This window comes from Desnuesiella massiliensis (assembly GCF_001403615.1).
Taxonomy (GTDB): domain Bacteria; phylum Bacillota; class Clostridia; order Clostridiales; family Clostridiaceae; genus Desnuesiella; species Desnuesiella massiliensis.
This window is the reverse complement of the sequence record NZ_LN879457.1, coordinates 761,993-780,169: the sequence shown is the minus strand read 5'-3', so window position 1 is coordinate 780,169 and position 18,177 is coordinate 761,993. Positions and strand designations below refer to the sequence as shown.

The 18,177-nt window shown below is 32.8% G+C and carries 16 protein-coding genes and 3 pseudogenes; 1 reads left to right on the top strand and 18 read right to left on the bottom strand.

Features of this window, described 5'->3' with window-relative positions; translation table 11 throughout:
* Position 1 precedes the first annotated feature (1 nt).
* The 13 genes and pseudogenes from BN2665_RS21600 to BN2665_RS21550 form a co-directional block, all read right to left on the bottom strand.
* The gene (locus BN2665_RS21600; RefSeq protein WP_055669168.1) at positions 2 to 1,384 is read right to left on the bottom strand and encodes a V-type ATP synthase subunit B; all 1,383 of its coding nucleotides are present in this window, start codon (positions 1,382 to 1,384) and stop codon (positions 2 to 4) included.
* A gap of 12 nt (positions 1,385 to 1,396) precedes the next feature.
* Entirely contained in the window at positions 1,397 to 3,154 is a 1,758-nt protein-coding gene (locus BN2665_RS21595; protein WP_055669167.1) for a V-type ATP synthase subunit A, read from the bottom strand.
* A gap of 28 nt (positions 3,155 to 3,182) precedes the next feature.
* Positions 3,183 to 3,800: a V-type ATP synthase subunit E gene (locus tag BN2665_RS21590; protein WP_055669166.1), complete on the bottom strand. Its 618-nt coding sequence runs from the start codon at positions 3,798 to 3,800 to the stop codon at positions 3,183 to 3,185.
* Positions 3,801 to 3,812: 12 nt separating this feature from the next.
* Positions 3,813 to 4,121, bottom strand: coding sequence for a V-type ATP synthase subunit F (locus BN2665_RS21585; protein WP_055669165.1), 309 nt, complete (start codon positions 4,119 to 4,121; stop codon positions 3,813 to 3,815).
* Positions 4,122 to 4,138: 17 nt separating this feature from the next.
* On the bottom strand, positions 4,139 to 4,564 hold the full coding sequence (locus tag BN2665_RS21580) for an ATP synthase subunit C (protein WP_055669164.1): 426 nt from the start codon (positions 4,562 to 4,564) through the stop codon (positions 4,139 to 4,141).
* Between the two features lie 25 nt (positions 4,565 to 4,589).
* The gene (locus BN2665_RS21575; protein WP_055669163.1) at positions 4,590 to 6,554 is read right to left on the bottom strand and encodes a V-type ATP synthase subunit I; all 1,965 of its coding nucleotides are present in this window, start codon (positions 6,552 to 6,554) and stop codon (positions 4,590 to 4,592) included.
* A 15-nt stretch (positions 6,555 to 6,569) separates the two neighbouring features.
* Entirely contained in the window at positions 6,570 to 7,610 is a 1,041-nt protein-coding gene (locus BN2665_RS21570; RefSeq protein WP_055669162.1) for a V-type ATPase subunit, read from the bottom strand.
* Positions 7,611 to 7,622: 12 nt separating this feature from the next.
* Positions 7,623 to 7,937: a hypothetical protein gene (locus BN2665_RS21565; protein ID WP_055669161.1), complete on the bottom strand. Its 315-nt coding sequence runs from the start codon at positions 7,935 to 7,937 to the stop codon at positions 7,623 to 7,625.
* Between the two features lie 363 nt (positions 7,938 to 8,300).
* Positions 8,301 to 10,292: a serine hydrolase domain-containing protein gene (locus BN2665_RS21560; protein ID WP_055669160.1), complete on the bottom strand. Its 1,992-nt coding sequence runs from the start codon at positions 10,290 to 10,292 to the stop codon at positions 8,301 to 8,303.
* Between the two features lie 303 nt (positions 10,293 to 10,595).
* Positions 10,596 to 10,754 carry a hypothetical protein gene (locus tag BN2665_RS27160; RefSeq protein ID WP_154675002.1) on the bottom strand — a complete coding sequence of 53 codons (159 nt, stop codon included), beginning with the start codon at positions 10,752 to 10,754 and terminating at the stop codon, positions 10,596 to 10,598.
* Positions 10,755 to 10,911: 157 nt separating this feature from the next.
* Positions 10,912 to 11,211: a hypothetical protein gene (locus BN2665_RS21555; RefSeq protein ID WP_055669159.1), complete on the bottom strand. Its 300-nt coding sequence runs from the start codon at positions 11,209 to 11,211 to the stop codon at positions 10,912 to 10,914.
* A 6-nt stretch (positions 11,212 to 11,217) separates the two neighbouring features.
* Positions 11,218 to 11,307: pseudogene (locus BN2665_RS26510) on the bottom strand (winged helix-turn-helix domain-containing protein); the annotation flags it as partial.
* Between the two features lie 22 nt (positions 11,308 to 11,329).
* Positions 11,330 to 11,857 (bottom strand): annotated as a pseudogene (locus BN2665_RS21550) (VCBS repeat-containing protein); the annotation flags it as partial.
* Positions 11,858 to 11,979: 122 nt separating this feature from the next.
* On the opposite strand from BN2665_RS21550, the gene BN2665_RS21545 reads away from it, so the two are divergent.
* Positions 11,980 to 13,344 carry an IS1182 family transposase gene (locus BN2665_RS21545; RefSeq protein ID WP_055665259.1) on the top strand — a complete coding sequence of 455 codons (1,365 nt, stop codon included), beginning with the start codon at positions 11,980 to 11,982 and terminating at the stop codon, positions 13,342 to 13,344.
* A 90-nt stretch (positions 13,345 to 13,434) separates the two neighbouring features.
* On the opposite strand, the gene BN2665_RS21540 is transcribed toward BN2665_RS21545, so the two are convergent.
* The 5 genes and pseudogenes from BN2665_RS21540 to BN2665_RS27495 all read right to left on the bottom strand — a co-directional run.
* Positions 13,435 to 13,686 carry a hypothetical protein gene (locus BN2665_RS21540; RefSeq protein WP_055669158.1) on the bottom strand — a complete coding sequence of 84 codons (252 nt, stop codon included), beginning with the start codon at positions 13,684 to 13,686 and terminating at the stop codon, positions 13,435 to 13,437.
* A gap of 109 nt (positions 13,687 to 13,795) precedes the next feature.
* Positions 13,796 to 16,171: a homocysteine S-methyltransferase family protein gene (locus BN2665_RS21535; protein WP_055669157.1), complete on the bottom strand. Its 2,376-nt coding sequence runs from the start codon at positions 16,169 to 16,171 to the stop codon at positions 13,796 to 13,798.
* On the bottom strand, positions 16,161 to 16,844 hold the full coding sequence (locus BN2665_RS21530; protein ID WP_055670034.1) for a vitamin B12 dependent-methionine synthase activation domain-containing protein: 684 nt from the start codon (positions 16,842 to 16,844) through the stop codon (positions 16,161 to 16,163). Before BN2665_RS21530 ends, BN2665_RS21535 begins: the two co-directional genes overlap by 11 nt.
* Positions 16,845 to 17,036: 192 nt before the next feature.
* Positions 17,037 to 17,714, bottom strand: a complete 678-nt coding sequence (locus BN2665_RS21525) for a methylenetetrahydrofolate reductase (protein ID WP_055669156.1) — start codon at positions 17,712 to 17,714, stop codon at positions 17,037 to 17,039.
* Positions 17,715 to 17,910: 196 nt separating this feature from the next.
* Positions 17,911 to 18,060, bottom strand: a pseudogene (locus BN2665_RS27495) (IS200/IS605 family transposase); the annotation flags it as partial.
* Positions 18,061 to 18,177 lie beyond the last annotated feature (117 nt).

The following is an 18,177-nucleotide window of genomic DNA, read 5'->3' as shown; positions in this document are numbered from 1 at the left end:
ATTATTTCACCACTGTTTTATAATATTTATTTAGTATTTCCGGGGAAATTCTATCTAACTCACCCCTAGGCAATATACTAAGTATTTCCCATCCTAGGTCCAGAGTTTCTGCCATATCCCTATTTTCATCATATTCTTGCTTTAAAAACTTAGCTTCAAATACTCTTCCAAATTCCATATAGTTCTTATCTATATCCGATAATTCGTCTTCTCCGATTACCTGAGCCAGAGCTATAATATCTTGTACCCTAGAATAGGCTGCAAATATTTGATTTGATACCTCTGCATGATCTTCTCTGGTAAAGCCCTCTCCAATACCATCCTTCATAAGTCTAGAAAGTGAAGGAAGTATATTTACTGGAGGATAGATATCCCTTTGTTGTATACCTCTGCTCAAAACTATCTGCCCTTCAGTTATAAAACCGGTAAGGTCGGGAACAGGATGGGTTATATCATCATTAGGCATAGTAAGTATAGGTATTTGAGTTATACTTCCACTTTTTTCATTCATCATGCCAGCTCTTTCATAAAGAGAAGCAAGATCTGAATATAGATATCCTGGATACCCCTTTCTGCTTGGAACCTCTTCTCTTAAGGAGGAAAGTTCTCTTAAGGCTTCACAATAGCTAGTCATATCTGTTAAAATAACAAGCACATGCATTCCTTCTTCAAAGGCCAGATATTCTGCTGCAGTTAAGGCACACCTTGGAGTTATTATCCTCTCTACTATAGGATCATCCGCCAAATTTGTGAACATTACTACCTTCTCCAAAACTCCAGCTTCTTCAAAGCTCTTCTTAAAAAAGTGTGCATCATCATGTTTAATTCCCATAGCTCCAAACACTATGCAGAACTTATCCTCACCTTCTCCAGAAATCTTAGCTTGCCTTACAATTTGAGCCGCTAACTCATTATGAGCCATACCATTACCAGAAAATATAGGAAGCTTTTGTCCTCTTATAAGAGTAACCAAAGCATCTATGGAGGATATACCTGTTTGAATATAGTTTCTTGGATATCTTCTTGCTACAGGATTCATAGGTCTCCCGTTTACATCATATTTCTTAGAGGAGTATACCTCTCCAGCTTTATCTCTTGGTTCCCCAATACCATTAAACTCTCTGCCTAATATATCTTTTGAAAGAGGAATCTTAAAGGATTCTCCTCTGAAATGTACTGAAGCATTATCTACAGATATTCCAAGGGTAGGCTCGAAAACTTGAACAACGGCTTTATCTTTATATATTTGAACAACCTTTCCTTTTTTCTTATACTTTCCATCTACAGTGATATCTACAATTTCATCGTAAGCAACATCCTTAATATTGGAAAGTACTATCAAAGGTCCTTGAACTCTATCAAGCATTAAATATTCTTTTTTCATATTAGCTCCCCCTTACTTATATTTTTCCATGAGATCATTAAAATAGGTTGCTAATTCTTTTTCTAAATCATCTATAAGGGAAAAACTATCATTAGGAATATTATATTTCATTTTATATAGCCTTTCCATTAAGTCCTTATTGGTTATTATTGATATAGGAATTCCCATTTTTACAGCTTTACTTCCATAATCATAAAAGCTCTCAATAGCTTTTAGCATCTTATACTGCTTTTCTAAAGGCACATAGGTATCTACAGCATTATAAGCATTCTGCTGTAAGAAAGCTACCTTTAAGCATTTAGACACCTCTATTATAAGCCTTTGATCATCGGGAAGCACGTCTTCTCCAACCAGTTTAACTATTTCTAAAAGTTTATTCTCTTCATACAAGAGCTTGAGCATCTTTGCTCTTAAATCCATTATGTCTTCAGCTATATTCTCTTCATACCAATCCTTTAAAAGCGCTAGATAGCCACTATAGCTAGACAACCAATTTATAGCTGGATAATGTCTTGCATAGGCCAACTTTTTATCCAAGCCTAAAAAGGCAGAAACGAATCTCTTTGTATTTTGAGTAACAGGCTCTGAAAAGTCTCCCCCTGCTGGCGATACCGCCCCTATTACAGTAACAGAGCCTTCTGTTCCATTTAAGTTCTCCACATAACCTGCTCTCTCATAGAATTCTGCCAATCTAGAAGGTAAATAAGCTGGATATCCTTCCTCTGCTGGCATCTCCTCAAGTCTTCCTGAAATCTCTCTTAAGGCTTCTGCCCATCTTGAAGTGGAATCCGCCATAATAGCCACATGATAGCCCATATCTCTAAAATATTCTGCCAGAGTTATACCTGTATAGATACTAGCTTCTCTTGCAGCCACGGGCATATTTGAAGTATTGGCTATAAGCACGGTTCTATTCATCAGTGGCAAATTAGTTCTAGGGTCTATAAGCTTTGGAAAATCCTCTAGAACCTCTGTCATTTCATTTCCTCTTTCTCCACAGCCTATATAAACTATGATGTCAGCATCAGACCATTTTGCTAGCTGATGCTGAGTCATAGTTTTACCAGTACCAAAGCCTCCTGGAATAGCACAGGTTCCCCCTTTGGCTAGTGGAAAAAACACATCTATAATTCTTTGACCTGTGATAAGAGGTCTAAATATAGTTTTTCTTTCTCTTACAGGTCTAGACTTTCTTACCGGCCAATATTGATAAAGTTTTAACTCCTTTATTTCATCGCCTTGCTGCAATTTAACAATCACTGTTTCTATGTTATATTTACCATTTTCCTTGAGTTCTACAACTTTTCCTCCAAACTCTGGCGGCACCATTAGTTTATGAACTATAGTAGGAGTTTCCTGAACCTTGGCATAAACTTCTCCTTCTCTTAATTCATCTCCTAACTTCACCGTAAGTTCTACATCCCAAAGTTTTTCCTCATCCAGAGAAATAAGTCCTATGCCTTCTGGTATAAAGCCATAAGACATCTCATTTATCTTTTCTAGAGGTCTCTCTATTCCATCAAAAATACTACCTAGTATTCCAGGTCCTAACTTTAAGGAAAGAGGATTACCTGTAGAACTCACAGATTCACCTATTTTTAATCCTCCAGTTTCCTCGTAAACTTGTATGGTGGCAAAATCTTCTTCTAATATTATAATTTCTCCTATTAGCTTCTTTTCACCTACCATAACCATCTCTCTCATTTTAAAGCCCTTCATACCTTCTGCTTTTATAACGGGGCCATTAACTCCGATTATTCTACCTTCCATAGGCTTACCTCCTAAGCTATAATAAACCTTAATTTATATATAGCATTTCCATCACTTTAACACCGATTAATTCTTTACTCTCCTGTAATTTAGCAAAAAGGCTATTGTCCACTTTAAAGGTTCCTTTAGCGTCTAATAATATTACACCACCAATAAAGTCTTCCTCTGATATTTTTATTTCTATGGTCTTATTATTGAATTTTCCTTTTAGAGCTTGAATATCATCTTTAAATCTTTGGTAATCTCTCTCTACTAACACAAGATGATAATTGCCAGCTTCTACTTCTCTTAAAGCTTTTTCTAAACTGTCCATAAAAAAGTGGTCATATTGCTTAGAGGAAACATATTGTAAAAGCTTATCCTTAACTTCACCTAAGGTAGCTTCAATTAATGCTTCTTTAAGTGCCAATATCTCTCTTTGCTTATTAAGCTTTTCTCTTGCTACTATCTCATTAGCTTTAGTATTGGCCTTCTTAATAATATCTCTTTGGATATTCTTTTTAAGCTCTGAGATTTTAGCTTGCTCCTCTTCCAATTTCTTCTGAGCTTCTTTATTAAATTCTCCTAGCTTTTCATCTTTTTCTTCATTTACTTTATCAAATATTATCTTAGAAAATAAATTTATCTTATCATCAATAGTGGTCATAAGCTAATCCTCCTATATCTTAAGACCTATAGACTCCTTAACATATCGAACTATGGAATCCTTCCCTTTTCCTGAACCGTGTCTATCTGGGATTTCCACCAAAAGAGGTCTTTCCTTAGATAGTTTTATTTCATTTATGAGCTCAGGTACCAAAGCTGCAACCTTTTCAGTGACAACTATGATTCCAATATCTTTATCTTGTTTAAGCTCCTGGATCTTCTTTATTATATCTTCTTTTTCATGAAGAATTATGCCTGGAATACCTGCCATCTTCATTCCTACAAAGGTATCTACATTATCACTTATTAAAAAGCTTCTCATAAGCCTCTCTCCCAAAATTATAATCTAGCAAGAATCATTATAGATATTATAAGACCATAAATTGCTATACCTTCACCAAGACCAACATAGATAAGAGTTTTTCCTAATATCTTAGGATCTTCTGATACTGCTCCTAGAGCTGAAGAACCAACGGCACCTACGGCATAACCTGCACCAATAGTAGCAAGCCCTGTAGAAAGTCCTGCTGCTAAATAACCTAAGCCTGCTGATGGATTTGCTGCAGTTTCTGCTGCTGCATGAGCTATGCTTGGTATATTCATTATTAAAGCTAAAGTCATTACCGGTACAAAGGCGCCTAAATTGATTTTCAATGCCTTTTTTATCTTCTTCTTTCCTGCAAAGTCACCCTTTGCCTGTTCAACCACTCCATAAGCTATAGTAGAAATCACGACACCAAATGTTAATATTAATAGTATTATCATACTCATTACACCTCTCTATTATTTATTAAAAATTTACTGTTACAGGTTCGAAGGGCACTCCGCCGCCTTCATAATATTTACTGAATAGTTCATAATATTGTAGTCTCAAGCCTTGAATAAATACTATTAAGCCTTCAAGACCTATGATTATTATATTTCCAAGTATTAGTATGAGCGCTGAGCTTACACCACTCTTTGACATATGAGCCATAGCAGAAAATGCTATAAATAGTCCCACGTGATTTAAGGCAAAGGCCCCTACCCTTATAAAGGAGACCGTATTTGAAAACATAGATAGTAAGGTTTCTATTACTTCAAAGCTAGCTTCTATAAAATAGTCTTTAGGTCCCTCTTCAAATAAAGTCTTTTTTCCCATACATATATGAGCTAAAGGTTGTTTTAACAAAATCAGTAGTAGCAGAGAAATTAAATATACAGCCCAAACTCCTACTGGCAAAATATCTTTTCCGTAAACTTTTGAAACTACTAAAACTAAAGCTCCAATATAGAATAAGAATCCTGCTATTCCTTCTTTTCCAAAGACGCCATGCTCTATGTCTCCTTTTCTTAGGTTATTAATAATACCTAGCAGAAAACCAAAGATTAAGAATCCACAGCCAAATATTATAGCCCAAAGTAATACATCTTGTATATCTTCCATAGGTCTTACTAGTAAAGCAGGAATAAGCTCCTCTGAACCAAATATACTTCCATATAAGAAACCAAAGATCATGGAACTCACTCCAAGCCTTTCAAGGATTCCACCTAAACTAGTTCTCTTTTTCTTAAACCTTAGGTAAAGTCCCCCTAATAACAAAACTGCTCCTTGTCCTACATCTCCAAACATAGCCCCAAACATTATGGTATAAGTTATGGCTAGGAAAGCTGTAGGATCAATTTCACCATAGGTTGGAGTTCCATACATTCCTACCATACTCTCAAAGGGTCTTATAAGCTTTCCATTTTTTAATTTTGTTGGTGGTATAATAGACTTGTTATTTATTTCCTTAGTATCTTTTTTAAGGGTAACTATGGTATCTTTAAATTCTACTAAAGTATTGTCTAACTTATGCATCAAGGTTTCTGGCACCCATCCTGATAAATAGAAAAATTCATTAGTACAGGCCGCTGTTTTCTTAATATCTGCAGATTTTTGTTCTAGCTCATAGCTATTTTCCAGAGTTTTTATAGAATCATAATTCTCTACCAAAAAATCCTTAAGTTTTCTTTCACTTACTTCTGTTAAGGAGAAATATTCTTTTGTTTCTTTTTTTAATGCTTCTACTACTTCTATAGGAGTTCCTGCATAATGATTAGGCAATAAAATTTCCTCGCAATTTGCAGACTTAAATATCCTTTCCGTCTCAGCAATTAGTGGTATAGGTGTAAAGGCTATAAATATAACAAAATCCTTTTCTTTATACACACTTTGAACTACAGAAGGTATATTTTCATAGTTTGCCTTAATCTTGTCCATATTTTCTTGATTTACCTTATATAAACCGACTTTAAAGTTTTTCATGGATACTACGTCTTCGATTGGAAGAGAAACATCTTTTAAAAAATCTAAAGCCTCATAGGTATTTTTAAGAAATTGCTCTTTTTCTCTTAATGCTTCAAGTTCTTTATTTAGAGTCTTATACCTTCTATATATTTCTTCAGTACGATGCTCTATATCTTCAAAATCAAATATTACATCCTTAATAATCTTTTCTTCCAGCTTAAAATCCTTTTGTTGTTTTCTAAGCTTTTCTATATGCCTAAGCCCTACATTATAGTCTTTCTCATAAACATAAGGCCTTATATAACTTACATCCATTAAAGCCTCTATGTTATCCTCAGAAGTCTTAAGTACAAAGTCTGAAGAATTAATCTCTTGCAATGCATTTACTGGTTGTATAAAACTTCCCAGGGCTAATAGCTTGGTTAATCTGTCAAAGTCCTTAAAGGCTCCCACCAGATTTACCATATACATTTTCTCAATGGACATAACTTCACCTCCCAGCTACAATGTTACAGAAATATATTTCATACCCTCACTTGCATCCAAGTCATATCTCTTTTGTTCTACTATAGATATAATATCTCGTACCTCAATCCTATAAAGAATTAAATAACTCATGACCATGCTAAAATTTGTTTTATTTTCTTTTAAAAATTTATTAAAATATTTTTTTTGTAATTCTCTTTCTCTTTTTTCTATATTATTAACATCATCACTTTCATAAATCCACCCATAGGGAGTATTCTCAATGATGTGATGAAACTCCTCTATATTATTGGCATAGCAAAGCTTCTTAATATTGTCTTTTGAAAGCTTATATCCATCATATATAGTATAGTTAAATAGTTCTTCTGGAGTTATATCATAGTATTTTTTACCCCTATAGATCCAGCTTAAGTTGAGCAAATCTCCTTCTATTCCTATTATCTGACTTATAACCTCTCTATTTTCCTTATCTAAATGTTTAAGCTCTTTTCTTATGTTAGAAAAATAAACAAAATCTAATTCTGTTTCTATTCTAAACAGACCCTTCTCATTTATATCTTTTATTAAATTTTTAAGGGCATTATAATATATACTTCCCTTCAGTCTATCCACCAGTTCTTCTAAATTCTTAGAAGATAGCAGATAATCATAATCAATAGAATTTAATCTATCTTTTCCTATGAGAACTTTTTCTATCTCTTCTTTAGTACGACCTATATACTTTCCTCTGATGATTATTTTTAAGTCTTCAATTTCCCATCTTAGAAATAAATTTTTAATAAATTTTCTGTACTCGCCATTAAAATAATTTATAAACTTGTTATAAATCCTAGTATAATGCTTATCTAAAATTATTTCTAATTCTCCTCTATGAATCTTTTCTATGTCGTATTCCTTTAAAAGCTCACCGTAGTGCGTTCTCTCTTTCAAAATCCTCAGAGAATTTTTAAAACCTTTACCTTGAAGCAGCTCTAAATATTCCTCTTCCTTAAGCATTTTTCCTTTTAAGGCCTTTACCTTGGAATTTATAGCGCTAAACTTAACTACACTTCCCATAAATCTTCACTCCTAAAGGGAACTGATTATTTTACTAAATACTTCTTCCACTATATTTTCTTTATTCTCCTCATATTTAGCTTTAATATTCTTTAACAGTTCATTTTTTTCTTCTATAACTTTGTTAGCTTTTTCTTCAGCTTCACTCAATTTTTCCTTTAGAACAGCCTCTTTAATGGCCTTAGACTCTTCTATCCATTGGGTTTGCATGGACTTTATTCCTTCTTGCAGCTCTTTTTCTTTCTCCTTTAATAGTTCATCAATATTTTTACGATAATTTTCAGCATCTTTATCTATGCTCATTATTTTATTGATTACAAATTCCAAAGTCTCACCTCCACACAAAAATGCTTATTTTACTATTCTAGTACTATTTTTATTTTTTGCAAAATAGCAACAGTAATAGCAAATACAAGTTTTACGGAGAACCTTCATAATAAATGAGGTTAAACTACTTTATTAACTAAATAATGAGCTTAATCCTTATAATTAAAAATTGCTCTTCTCAAAGTGTTCACGAGGCTTCAACGTCATTAGATTGTTAAATTTTTATCTTGTCATTGTTAAAAAGATATCTTGTTATATTTACCTTAAATAATTATTCTTGTCCATCTTTATCATGAAAAATCACCATATTTTCTCTAACACTCTGAAGAAAATATGGTGACTTTCCATCTTAATTATTATGTTCTAATAAAACGTTAGAAGCATACCTCCTAAGTTCCAATGATATAACAATATAAAAAATAATAGACTAAATAATACTATTACTAAATAATGAATTCTACCTATGAAGTTCCAATAACTTTTTTTCCATATAGGTATACTGAAAGTTAATAGAAGAAGTGTAAATAGAAGAATAAATATAGGCATAAACTTTACTACATACATAAAAGCAGACAATACATAGTAATCTATTTGACTTGTATTAGTATTATTCATAATATTCTTATAAATATAAAGGTAATATAATACAAAACCTATCATTATAAATATTAAAATTGAATTTAAGCATAGAATACCTTTAACTATAAATCTATTTCTCTTATTGCTATTATCATTATTATTCTGTTTTTTTCTTTTTATAACACCGATTAAAGGCCAAGAAGCAAGTATTATTACTGTAAGTATTATAAATCCTAGATATCCTGTCAAAGGAAAATGTAACTTGTTTAATTTTATATTTCTAAAGGATGGTACTTTTTCATTAAAATTAAAAACTTCACCATTATTAGAATAAAATACTCCTTTATGAATCTCCGTTAATTTTCCATCTTTTGAATACAAACTTCCGCCTTCTTCACTAATATTTAATAAATCTATAACAAAAGGAATGCCTGTCATTGAATATGTATAATTGCCAGTATACTTCTTTAGCTCCTTTGGTGTAGACTTATGAATTATATTAAGTTGACTGAGTTTATTAGTAACATTTGAAATTAAATAATTTTGCAAATTATTATTACTTATATAATTATTAGAATTGACCTTTCCAGCTCTTTGATAATATTCAGTTGTCTGATCCCCTATTATTCTATTCAATATTTGATAACTAATATTTCCTGGTTGGATATCTTCCTTTAAGGCTTTATTATCTGTATTTGATAGAACCACTACTCCTAGCCTAATATCAGGATACCAAGTCATACTTGATAAAAATGCAAAGCCTCCACCATTATGATTAAAAATAAGTGAATTATTTATTACATACTTTCCAACACCTAAACAGTAGCCCTCAGTTTGACCTTCTGCTGGAAAAGGTATTTTGTACATCTCTTTTAAAATACCAGCTGCTATTATATTTTTTTCACTAACTTTTCCTCCATTTAAATGAAATTGTATAAACCTTCCCATATCAAGGGCACTGCTGTAAAAGCCCCCTGATGGAATTATAGGTATTTCAAGGGGTACCTTCCAGTAATAGTTACTTTGACCTATAGCTCTAGCTTTATTATTTTTTATTTTCTCCATGTCAAAAGTACTATTTACCATTCCAATTGGCTTTGTAATATTTTCTTCTACATACTGGTAAAAAGGTTTTCCACTCTGTTTTTCAATTATGTATCCTGCAAGATCAATGCCTAAATTTGAATAAGAATAGTTTTCTCCCACAGGAAATTTAAGCCAAGTATTTGAAATACTTTTAATATGCTCCTCAAAAGAAGGAGAGTTTGTATCAAAATTACTGCCAACAGGAGCTTCGTGTGTAAAACCAGCCGTATGACTTAATAAATGTCTTATGGTTATTTTCTCCTCTGGATTATTTTCAAAGGCACTATTTACCTTAAAATTTGGAAGATAATATTTAATTGGTTTATCTAAATCAATTAATCCTTCCTGCGCTGCTTTCATCGCGGCAGTAGCAGTAATTGTCTTTGATATTGATTGAATACTAAAAATTGTATCTGGTGTTACTGCATTTTTCTTATTTTTATCAGTATATCCAAAACCTTTTGACCACAAAATTTCTTTATCATCAACTAGAGCCACTGACAGCCCTACAATTTTACTTTTCTTCATGGCATCTTCTATGATTTTCTCACAATCCCTTACTATTTCAGAATGCTTCCTCATAAAATCAGTGTCATTTTGGTCTTCTGCAAAAACATTTAAACTGCTAGCCATGATAAAATTCATCATAATAATAGAACATAATAAATATTTAATAATATTCTTTTTCATTTTTTCCTCCCTTAATAAAATTTCTCTCCCCTTATACCCATTAATTATTACAAATTATTTTTTATATTTCTATACAGCTATAAGAATTCCTTCGTCATGTAGTTATAACCTTTCGACAAATCACTATAGTATACTTAAAATCAAATACACTAAAATAAAATCCCCAACCCCTTTAAAATGTTATCCTTTAGAGAGACTATTTTATGGTGTCTAATCTATAAGGTAAATTTTTTTAGTCTGAGGAATTAAAATACACTTTAAATTTTCTAATTGTTATATCTTATTAATAAGAAACTGCAACTCCTACCAATTCATCCGTATCAGTAATATATTATCTATTCTGCCAGTGCCAATATCTCCAGCAAAAGAAATACCTTTTTTCAGTAGCAGTGTACTCAAAATTACTAACATGATTGTGGAAGCAGTTAATGTTATATAGGCTTTTTTATTTGTTTTTTTCATATAAATTCCTCTCTTTCTCTATTTCTTATCATTATAGAAAAATAATGTTATAAACTTATATGAAGGTTATTATAAAGTTGTAAAAATTAGAGATACGGTTGTCCCCTGTTATTTTTAGCAAATTATCATCTAAAGCCTTGAGATTGTATTTTAAATTTCAAAAAATCACACCTTTATCTTTTAATAATGAAAAGGATATATTTTCATTACTATAATAGTTGATGTAATAACTCATAATATTTTTTATTGCTATATTAGATAATTTATTATTACTAGCTAGATTCTCCATATCATTTTCTAGAGATTGTTTAATAAAATGATGTTCACCTAGAGCTTTTTCCTTTTCACTTTCTAACATACATTGATAGGTAGTATACATAATCCAGCAAATACTAGCATTAAATACCGTTAGAAACAGAATAAGCACACAGAAATATGGTTTTCTCCAAAACTTCATGGTCCATTATACCTCCAAACGATATCCCAATTTATAAACTGTTTTTATTTCATTTTCCAGTCCTAATTTTTTACGAAGCTTTTGAATATGAACAAAAAGAGAGAGCATTTCTCTCTCTCTAAATCTCTCCAATATCAGCTCCGAAAACAGCTACATATTGATTATCTAAAACAAACATATTATCTTTCCATTTCAAGGTATTTAAAATATATCCTAAAGAGTCTGCATTGTATCTTCCAGCTATTTTTTGGTAAGCTAATAGCTCATATACTTTATTTGAATCAAAATCCACAGGATATAAACCACTTAAAGGGTTTACAAAGCCGCTGATTGGATTCTTTAGCTTTCCGTTTTCATAATATATCTCGCTTAAATAATCCTTTCCCTTATAAGATATATCTATAATGTACTTTTTATTATTTTCCTTACTGACAACTTCAACCTTATAGTTATCTTTATAAGTAACATCATATTTGTATTGCTCGTCATATACATTAAAGTCAAACAGCAATTTTTCAATATTGTTAACAAAGGAATAAATGTAGTAATACATTATACCACCACTGCCGCCTGTGGCAATGCCTATCAAAATATCATCTACACCATCTCCTGTAAAGTCTCCCAAAAATAGAGTAGGATTATATCCTCAGACTGTTGATAAACATTTTATGGGAATACCCGCTGTGGCGGGTATTTTTTCTTTGCAAAAAGGATTTTTAACTTCGGTGTAGAATATTATACTCATAGGATAGTATGAGGTGATAAAGCATGATTAAAGAAAATAATTCTGCACAGCAGAAACTAGAATTAGTATATATTGAAAACTTGGTTCCACAAAATCATTTGTTACGAAAGATTGATAAGTGCATTGATTTCTCGTTTATTAGAGAATTAACAAAGGAGTATTACTGTCTTGATAATGGCAGACCAGCTATTGACCCGATAGTTCTTTTTAAGATGCTACTGATAGGTTACATATTTGGAATAAGATCAGAAAGAAGACTTGTAGAAGAAATTGAAGTTAATATAGCGTATAGATGGTTTTTGGGTTTCTCGTTATCAGAAAAGATTCCAGATCATTCAACCATTAGCAAAAATAGAACTAAGCGCTTTAGCGAATCAGATGTATACCAGAAGATATTTGATAAAATAGTGGACATTGCTATTGAGAAAAAACTGGTAAGTGGCAAGATACTTTATACAGATTCTACACATATAAAGGCAAATGCCAATAAGAATAAATTCACCAATGAAGAAATAACTGCATCAACCAAAGATTATCTAAATGATCTTGATGATGCAGTAAATAAGTCAAGAGAAGACCATGGTCAGACACCTCTAAAAAAAAAGCTTCCAGATAAAATAGAGAAGAATAGAAAAGTAAGTACAACTGATCCAGATAGCGGATTTATGACAAGAGATGGAAAGCCAAAAGGGTTCTTTTACCTTGAGCATAGAACTGTTGATGGTAGGTATAACATTATCCTTGATAGCTACGTAACCCCTGGAAATATCAATGATGACGAACCTTATGTGGATAGAGTTGACACAATAATAGACAAATTTAAGTTTGATACTAAGTATGCAGTAGCTGATGCAGGATATTCAACAGCTCCAACTATAAAGAAACTCTCAGAAAAAAGTTATCAGGCAGTGTTAGGTTTTAGAATGGGACCACATGTAAAAGGCAAATTTACTAAACTAAGATTTCAGTATGTACCTGAACATGATCTATATGTTTGTCCAGGTGCAGCACCATTGCGTTATAAGACAACAACAAGACAAGGATATAAAGAATATGTAAGTGATAAGTTCTACTGTGATAATTGTTCGTTACGAGAAAAGTGCTTGACATCAGATAAAGCTGATGTCAGGACAATTAGACGGCATGTATGGGAGGAGTTAAAGGAAAAGGTTTTTGACTTTCTTAGATCTGATAAAGGTAACGGTATCTATAAACGTAGAAAGGAAACTATTGAGCGAAGCTTTGCAGATTCAAAAGAACTGCATGGGCTTCGCTACGCTCGCTTCCGCGGATTACCCAAAGTTAGTGAACAGTGCCTACTAACATCAGTAGCACAGAATATAAAGAAGATTGCATTGGTGTTATCACGCCAATGCTCGTACTCTTAGGAGAGAAAATACCAATTTTTACGTGAGTTTTTCACCTACCTACGCCCACAGTATGGATTTTTTTGCTGTTAAAAAACCTCATCAGGATTTTCATAAAATCCGATGGGGTTTTTCAACATCCTGAGGATTATATCCTGAATTTTCTTTAAGGGGTATCCTAGTAACCCAACCTATCCTTCCATCCTGTATTACAAGGGTGATATTTTGAATGAATGGGCTATCTTCTGTCTTTATGCCTGTTAAATACACATTATCAGGTATTCTATCACCGTTTACGTCTCCTCTAGCATAAGATACAATTCTCCAGTTTATAGCATTAGCTCTAAAATAGCGATTATACATAACAGCTCCCTTTACATTACAAGCTTTGTATAAATATCTTATGAAATGAGCTATAACCCTGTTACAGATTTAATTATGACATTTTATTCGCTATAACAATTTCTTGATATTACCCTAAAACCCTTCTAGCTATTTCGACTGCTTCCTTTGCATCCTTAGCATAGTAATCTGCCTTAATATTATCTGCATATTCTTGATTAAGCACAGCCCCTCCCACAAAAACCTTACAATCTAAATTATTCTTTTGTATGAGTTCAATGGTTTCTTCCATGCTTTTTACTGTAGTAGTCATGAGGGCGCTTAATCCTACTAGTTTTACATCATGTTTCTTTATTTCTTCTACTATTATTCCTGGCTCTACGTCCTTACCTAAATCTATAACCCAATAACCATAGTTTTCAAGGATTAGTCTTACTATATTTTTGCCAATATCGTGAATATCCCCTTTTACCGTAGCCATTATTATAGTTCCTTTGTAAATTGTCTCATTTCCCTTTGATGAAATCATATGATGCTTTATAACTTCAAAGGCATTTTTTACTGTCTCTGCGGATTGTATCATTTGAGGAAGAAAAATTTCTCCCCTTTCAAATTTACCTCCTACTTTGTCTAGCGCTGGTATTAAATCTTCATCTATGATTTCTTGGCTTTTCTTAGACTTTAGTGCTTTTAAGGTAGCTTCTCTAGCTTCATCCTTTAGCCCTTTTATTATTATGTCTTTTAGATGAAGTTCTTTTAAAGTGTTAGTTTTGTTTGATACCTCTTTTTTTCCCTCTCCATACCTATCTATAAACCTTGCAGCGGATACATCTTCATTATTTAGCACATTAAATACAGCTATAGTTTCCATTATTTCTTCATCCTTAGGATTTATTATAGGCAAATCTAAGCCGGCCTGGAGCGCCATAGCCAAAAATACTTTGTTTATCATGTTTCTGCTAGGCAATCCAAAGGAAACATTGGATACTCCTAGTAAAGTTTTAATTCCTAATTTCTCTTTTACCAAGGTCAAAGCTCTTAGTGTCTCCATAACTTCCTTTTGGTTAGAAGCCGCTGTTAAGGTCAGTGTATCTATATACACATCTTCTTTGTTTATTCCATAGCTTAAAGCTTTATTTAATATTCTCTCTGCTATTTCAACTCTTTCTTCTGCACTGGCAGGTATTCCCCTTTTATCTAAGGTTAAGCCTACCACTGCTGCACCATATTTTTTTACTAAGGGAAGTATCTTATCTAAAACTTCTTCTTCTCCATTGACGGAGTTTACGATAGCCTTTCCATTATAATCTCTCAAGGCCTTTTCTATAACTTTAGGATTATTAGAATCAATTTGAAGTGGTACATCTGTGATGGCTTGAATTTCTTTTATAACCTTAGCTATTACTTCCTCTTCATTTATTTCTGGTAATCCTACATTTACATCTAGCATATGGGCGCCACATTCTACTTGTTCTATGGCCTCTCTTAAAATATAATCCATATCCCCATTTCTTAAAGCTTCCTTAAAAAGCTTTTTACCTGTAGGATTTATCCTTTCACCTATGACCTTTACTCCATCAATAAGCACTACCTTAGAAGAAGAACAGACTCCGCAAATAACTTTAGGGGTCATGGGTTTAGGAGAACAATATTTTATTTTCTCTGACACTTTTCTTATATATTCATCTGTAGTACCACAGCAGCCCCCCACTATTCTAACACCTTTTTCCACATTGGAAAGCTGAGCTAAGGCAAACTCCTCAGCCTTTAGGTTATAAACTGTTTTATTATCCACTACCTTAGGCAATCCTGCATTGGGTTGAACTATCACCGGTATAGTGGCATATTTTAACACTTCCTTTACAATAGGCTCCAATTCCTTAGGCCCTAGGGAGCAATTTACTCCAATAGCATCTACCCCTAAGCCCTGCAGAGTCATTACCATAGCTAAAGCACTAACTCCAGTAAAGGTTCTTCCATCCTCTTGAAAGCTCATGGTACAAAACACAGGCAGCTTGCTATTTTCTTTTGCAGCTAAAATAGCCGCCTTGGCCTCATATAAATCTGTCATAGTTTCAATAAGTATGACATCTGCTCCGCTTTTTTCTCCTTGTACCACTTGTCTTTTAAATATATCATAGGCTCTTTCAAAGCTTAGAGTACCTAAGGGCTCCATAAGCTGACCTATAGGACCAATATCCAAAGCTACAAAAATATTTTTATCACCTTTAGCTTCTAATACATTTTTTACAGCTCTATCAATGACTTCTTCTACTGAATACTTACTATTTTGAAGTTTTATCTCGTTGGCGCCAAAGGTATTGGAGGTTATGGCTTTAGATCCTGCAGCAATATATCTCTTATGTATTTTAATAATTGTATTTTCCTCTGTGAAGTTCAATTCTTCGGGAAGTTCTCCACCCTTTAAACCCATGGTTTGCAGCATAGTGCCCATGGCACCATCAAAAATTAATACATTATGCTTTATATACTCTCTAATGTCCACAAAACACACCTACCTTTTTAAAATCACAATTTCTGCTATTGCCACATCTTTCGCACTTGCTATCAGATCCTTCAAAAGACTCTTTAGTGATACCTATAATAGCTGTTACCGATTTTCTTGGGATTAATAAACTATGCTCTGTAGCGTTAAGTCCTATGGTTTTCTCTGCCTCTAACAGAGTCAAAAAATCTTTTTGAATATCGAGGCTTAAATCTCCATATCCTAGACTATACCTCCAAGTGATATGATTATCCCTTTGTGCCTCTTCTTCTCTTATGACATTTTCTATATAATCACAATATTCCTCTATAAGAGCTGTAGCACAGGCATTAAATATCAAAGCTTTTGTCAAACTTATTTTTTCATAATAGCTTATTCTTCTATCCACTTCAATACCTAAGGTTGCAGCCATAAAAACGCAGCTCTCACAATGTTTTAGGTGGTTAAATATATCCTTACCTTTCAAAACAAAATTTGTGTTTAGCACCTTAATTTTATCCTCTTCCTTTTCTATATTATATCTTTTAAAAATATTCCTTGGAGTAGCTGTTTTTTTAATTTCCTCCCTACATTCCTCTATGAGATTTTTAGTACACTCATCTATATCCAATATCTCATTTTTATATCCCAAATATCTCAGCACTTCTCTTTTTCTAATACTATATTCTTTCATAAAATCCTCTTCACGCATATAAAAATTTCTCTTCAATGTGTATACTGCAAATTGTGAATTATTTTAAATTTCATATATATTCAAACTAAATCCTTGTCCTAATACCATGGTGCCTTAATCACTCTATGATCCAATTGAAAACTCTCCACTTTTTTCATAGCTAATTCTCCCTCCTATTTATAAAAATCTATATTATATAGCAATATTTTTATTTAATGAGCTTATTATAGAATTTAAGCTCTCATTATTTACTACAGGCATTATGCCTGCTTGAATTGGTATATTTATATTTTCCTTTTCAGTAGTTTCTAAAAAATTATAAAATATATTATTATCAAAAAATAATTGTGAAATCAGATGTTCTGCACCTTTTTCTACCTTTCTCTTTAACTCTAATATATCTCCGTAGGTATCTTTATGCTCCACATGGCCCTCAGGATAACAGGCAGCTCCAATCCCAAAGCCTCCAATAGTCTTTATTTGATTTATTAGCTCATAAGCACTATTATATTCACCTATAATTCTACCATCCTTAGGCACATCTCCTCTTAGAGCTAATATATTTTCTATCCCCTTATTTCTTAAATCTTTTAATATCAACTCTATATTTTCTCTTGTAGAATTTATACAAGTTAAATGAGCCAAGGTCTCTATGCCATAATTATCTTTTATAAAAGAGGATAGTTCACAAGTTTTATTATCCTTAATACTTCCACCCGCACCATAGGTTACACTGATAAAATCAGGTTTTAAATCCTTCAACTCCTTTAAGGTATCATAAACAGTATCCAAAGGAGATACGGGCTTTGGTGGAAAAACTTCAAAGGAGAATACTACATTTTTTGATTTAAACAATTGACTAATTTTCATTTTTAATACCCCTCTCTATTTCTAATTTAAATAGCAAGGCTGAGAGGCTTTGTAAAAAATTAAGTCATGTACCACCAGCTGAGCTGGTGGCTTGATTAAGCCCTATAAGGGCATGGTACTGGCGGCGCTACTCGCGCTCTGAAAAAACCGCCAATCGCAAAACTTTTACAGCGGCCACCCTCGTTGGGTGGCTTTTTTATTTGCTACCTTTTGCTGGCTCGCCCGTGAACGGGTCAATATATTCTTTCATACTTATCTGTTCTGCTATTTGATCTTCTTGAAGTTGATTTTGTATATATTTTGCAACTGCAGTTTTATTTCTTCCAACTGTATCTACATATGAGCCAAACGTATTAGGAAAACTGCAAAAACCCTTATTCTATGCGGGATAAGGGAATACCAAAATAAAATATGAGCTATCACATTACACAGGATACCGCCTAATTGGACAAGATAGGCGGTA

Coding starts and splice junctions, on each gene's coding strand:
- BN2665_RS21575 (WP_055669163.1), bottom strand. CDS start 6,554: ATGTCCATTGAGAAAATGTATATGGTAAATCTGGTGGGAGCCTTTAAG.
- BN2665_RS21560 (WP_055669160.1), bottom strand. CDS start 10,292: ATGAAAAAGAATATTATTAAATATTTATTATGTTCTATTATTATGATG.
- BN2665_RS21570 (WP_055669162.1), bottom strand. CDS start 7,610: ATGGGAAGTGTAGTTAAGTTTAGCGCTATAAATTCCAAGGTAAAGGCC.
- BN2665_RS21590 (WP_055669166.1), bottom strand. CDS start 3,800: ATGACCACTATTGATGATAAGATAAATTTATTTTCTAAGATAATATTT.
- BN2665_RS21595 (WP_055669167.1), bottom strand. CDS start 3,154: ATGGAAGGTAGAATAATCGGAGTTAATGGCCCCGTTATAAAAGCAGAA.
- BN2665_RS21580 (WP_055669164.1), bottom strand. CDS start 4,564: ATGATAATACTATTAATATTAACATTTGGTGTCGTGATTTCTACTATA.
- BN2665_RS21555 (WP_055669159.1), bottom strand. CDS start 11,211: ATGAAGTTTTGGAGAAAACCATATTTCTGTGTGCTTATTCTGTTTCTA.
- BN2665_RS21600 (WP_055669168.1), bottom strand. CDS start 1,384: ATGAAAAAAGAATATTTAATGCTTGATAGAGTTCAAGGACCTTTGATA.
- BN2665_RS21530 (WP_055670034.1), bottom strand. CDS start 16,844: ATGAAAGAATATAGTATTAGAAAAAGAGAAGTGCTGAGATATTTGGGA.
- BN2665_RS21585 (WP_055669165.1), bottom strand. CDS start 4,121: ATGAGAAGCTTTTTAATAAGTGATAATGTAGATACCTTTGTAGGAATG.
- BN2665_RS27160 (WP_154675002.1), bottom strand. CDS start 10,754: ATGAAAAAAACAAATAAAAAAGCCTATATAACATTAACTGCTTCCACA.
- BN2665_RS21540 (WP_055669158.1), bottom strand. CDS start 13,686: ATGTATAATCGCTATTTTAGAGCTAATGCTATAAACTGGAGAATTGTA.
- BN2665_RS21525 (WP_055669156.1), bottom strand. CDS start 17,714: ATGAAAATTAGTCAATTGTTTAAATCAAAAAATGTAGTATTCTCCTTT.
- BN2665_RS21545 (WP_055665259.1), top strand. CDS start 11,980: ATGATTAAAGAAAATAATTCTGCACAGCAGAAACTAGAATTAGTATAT.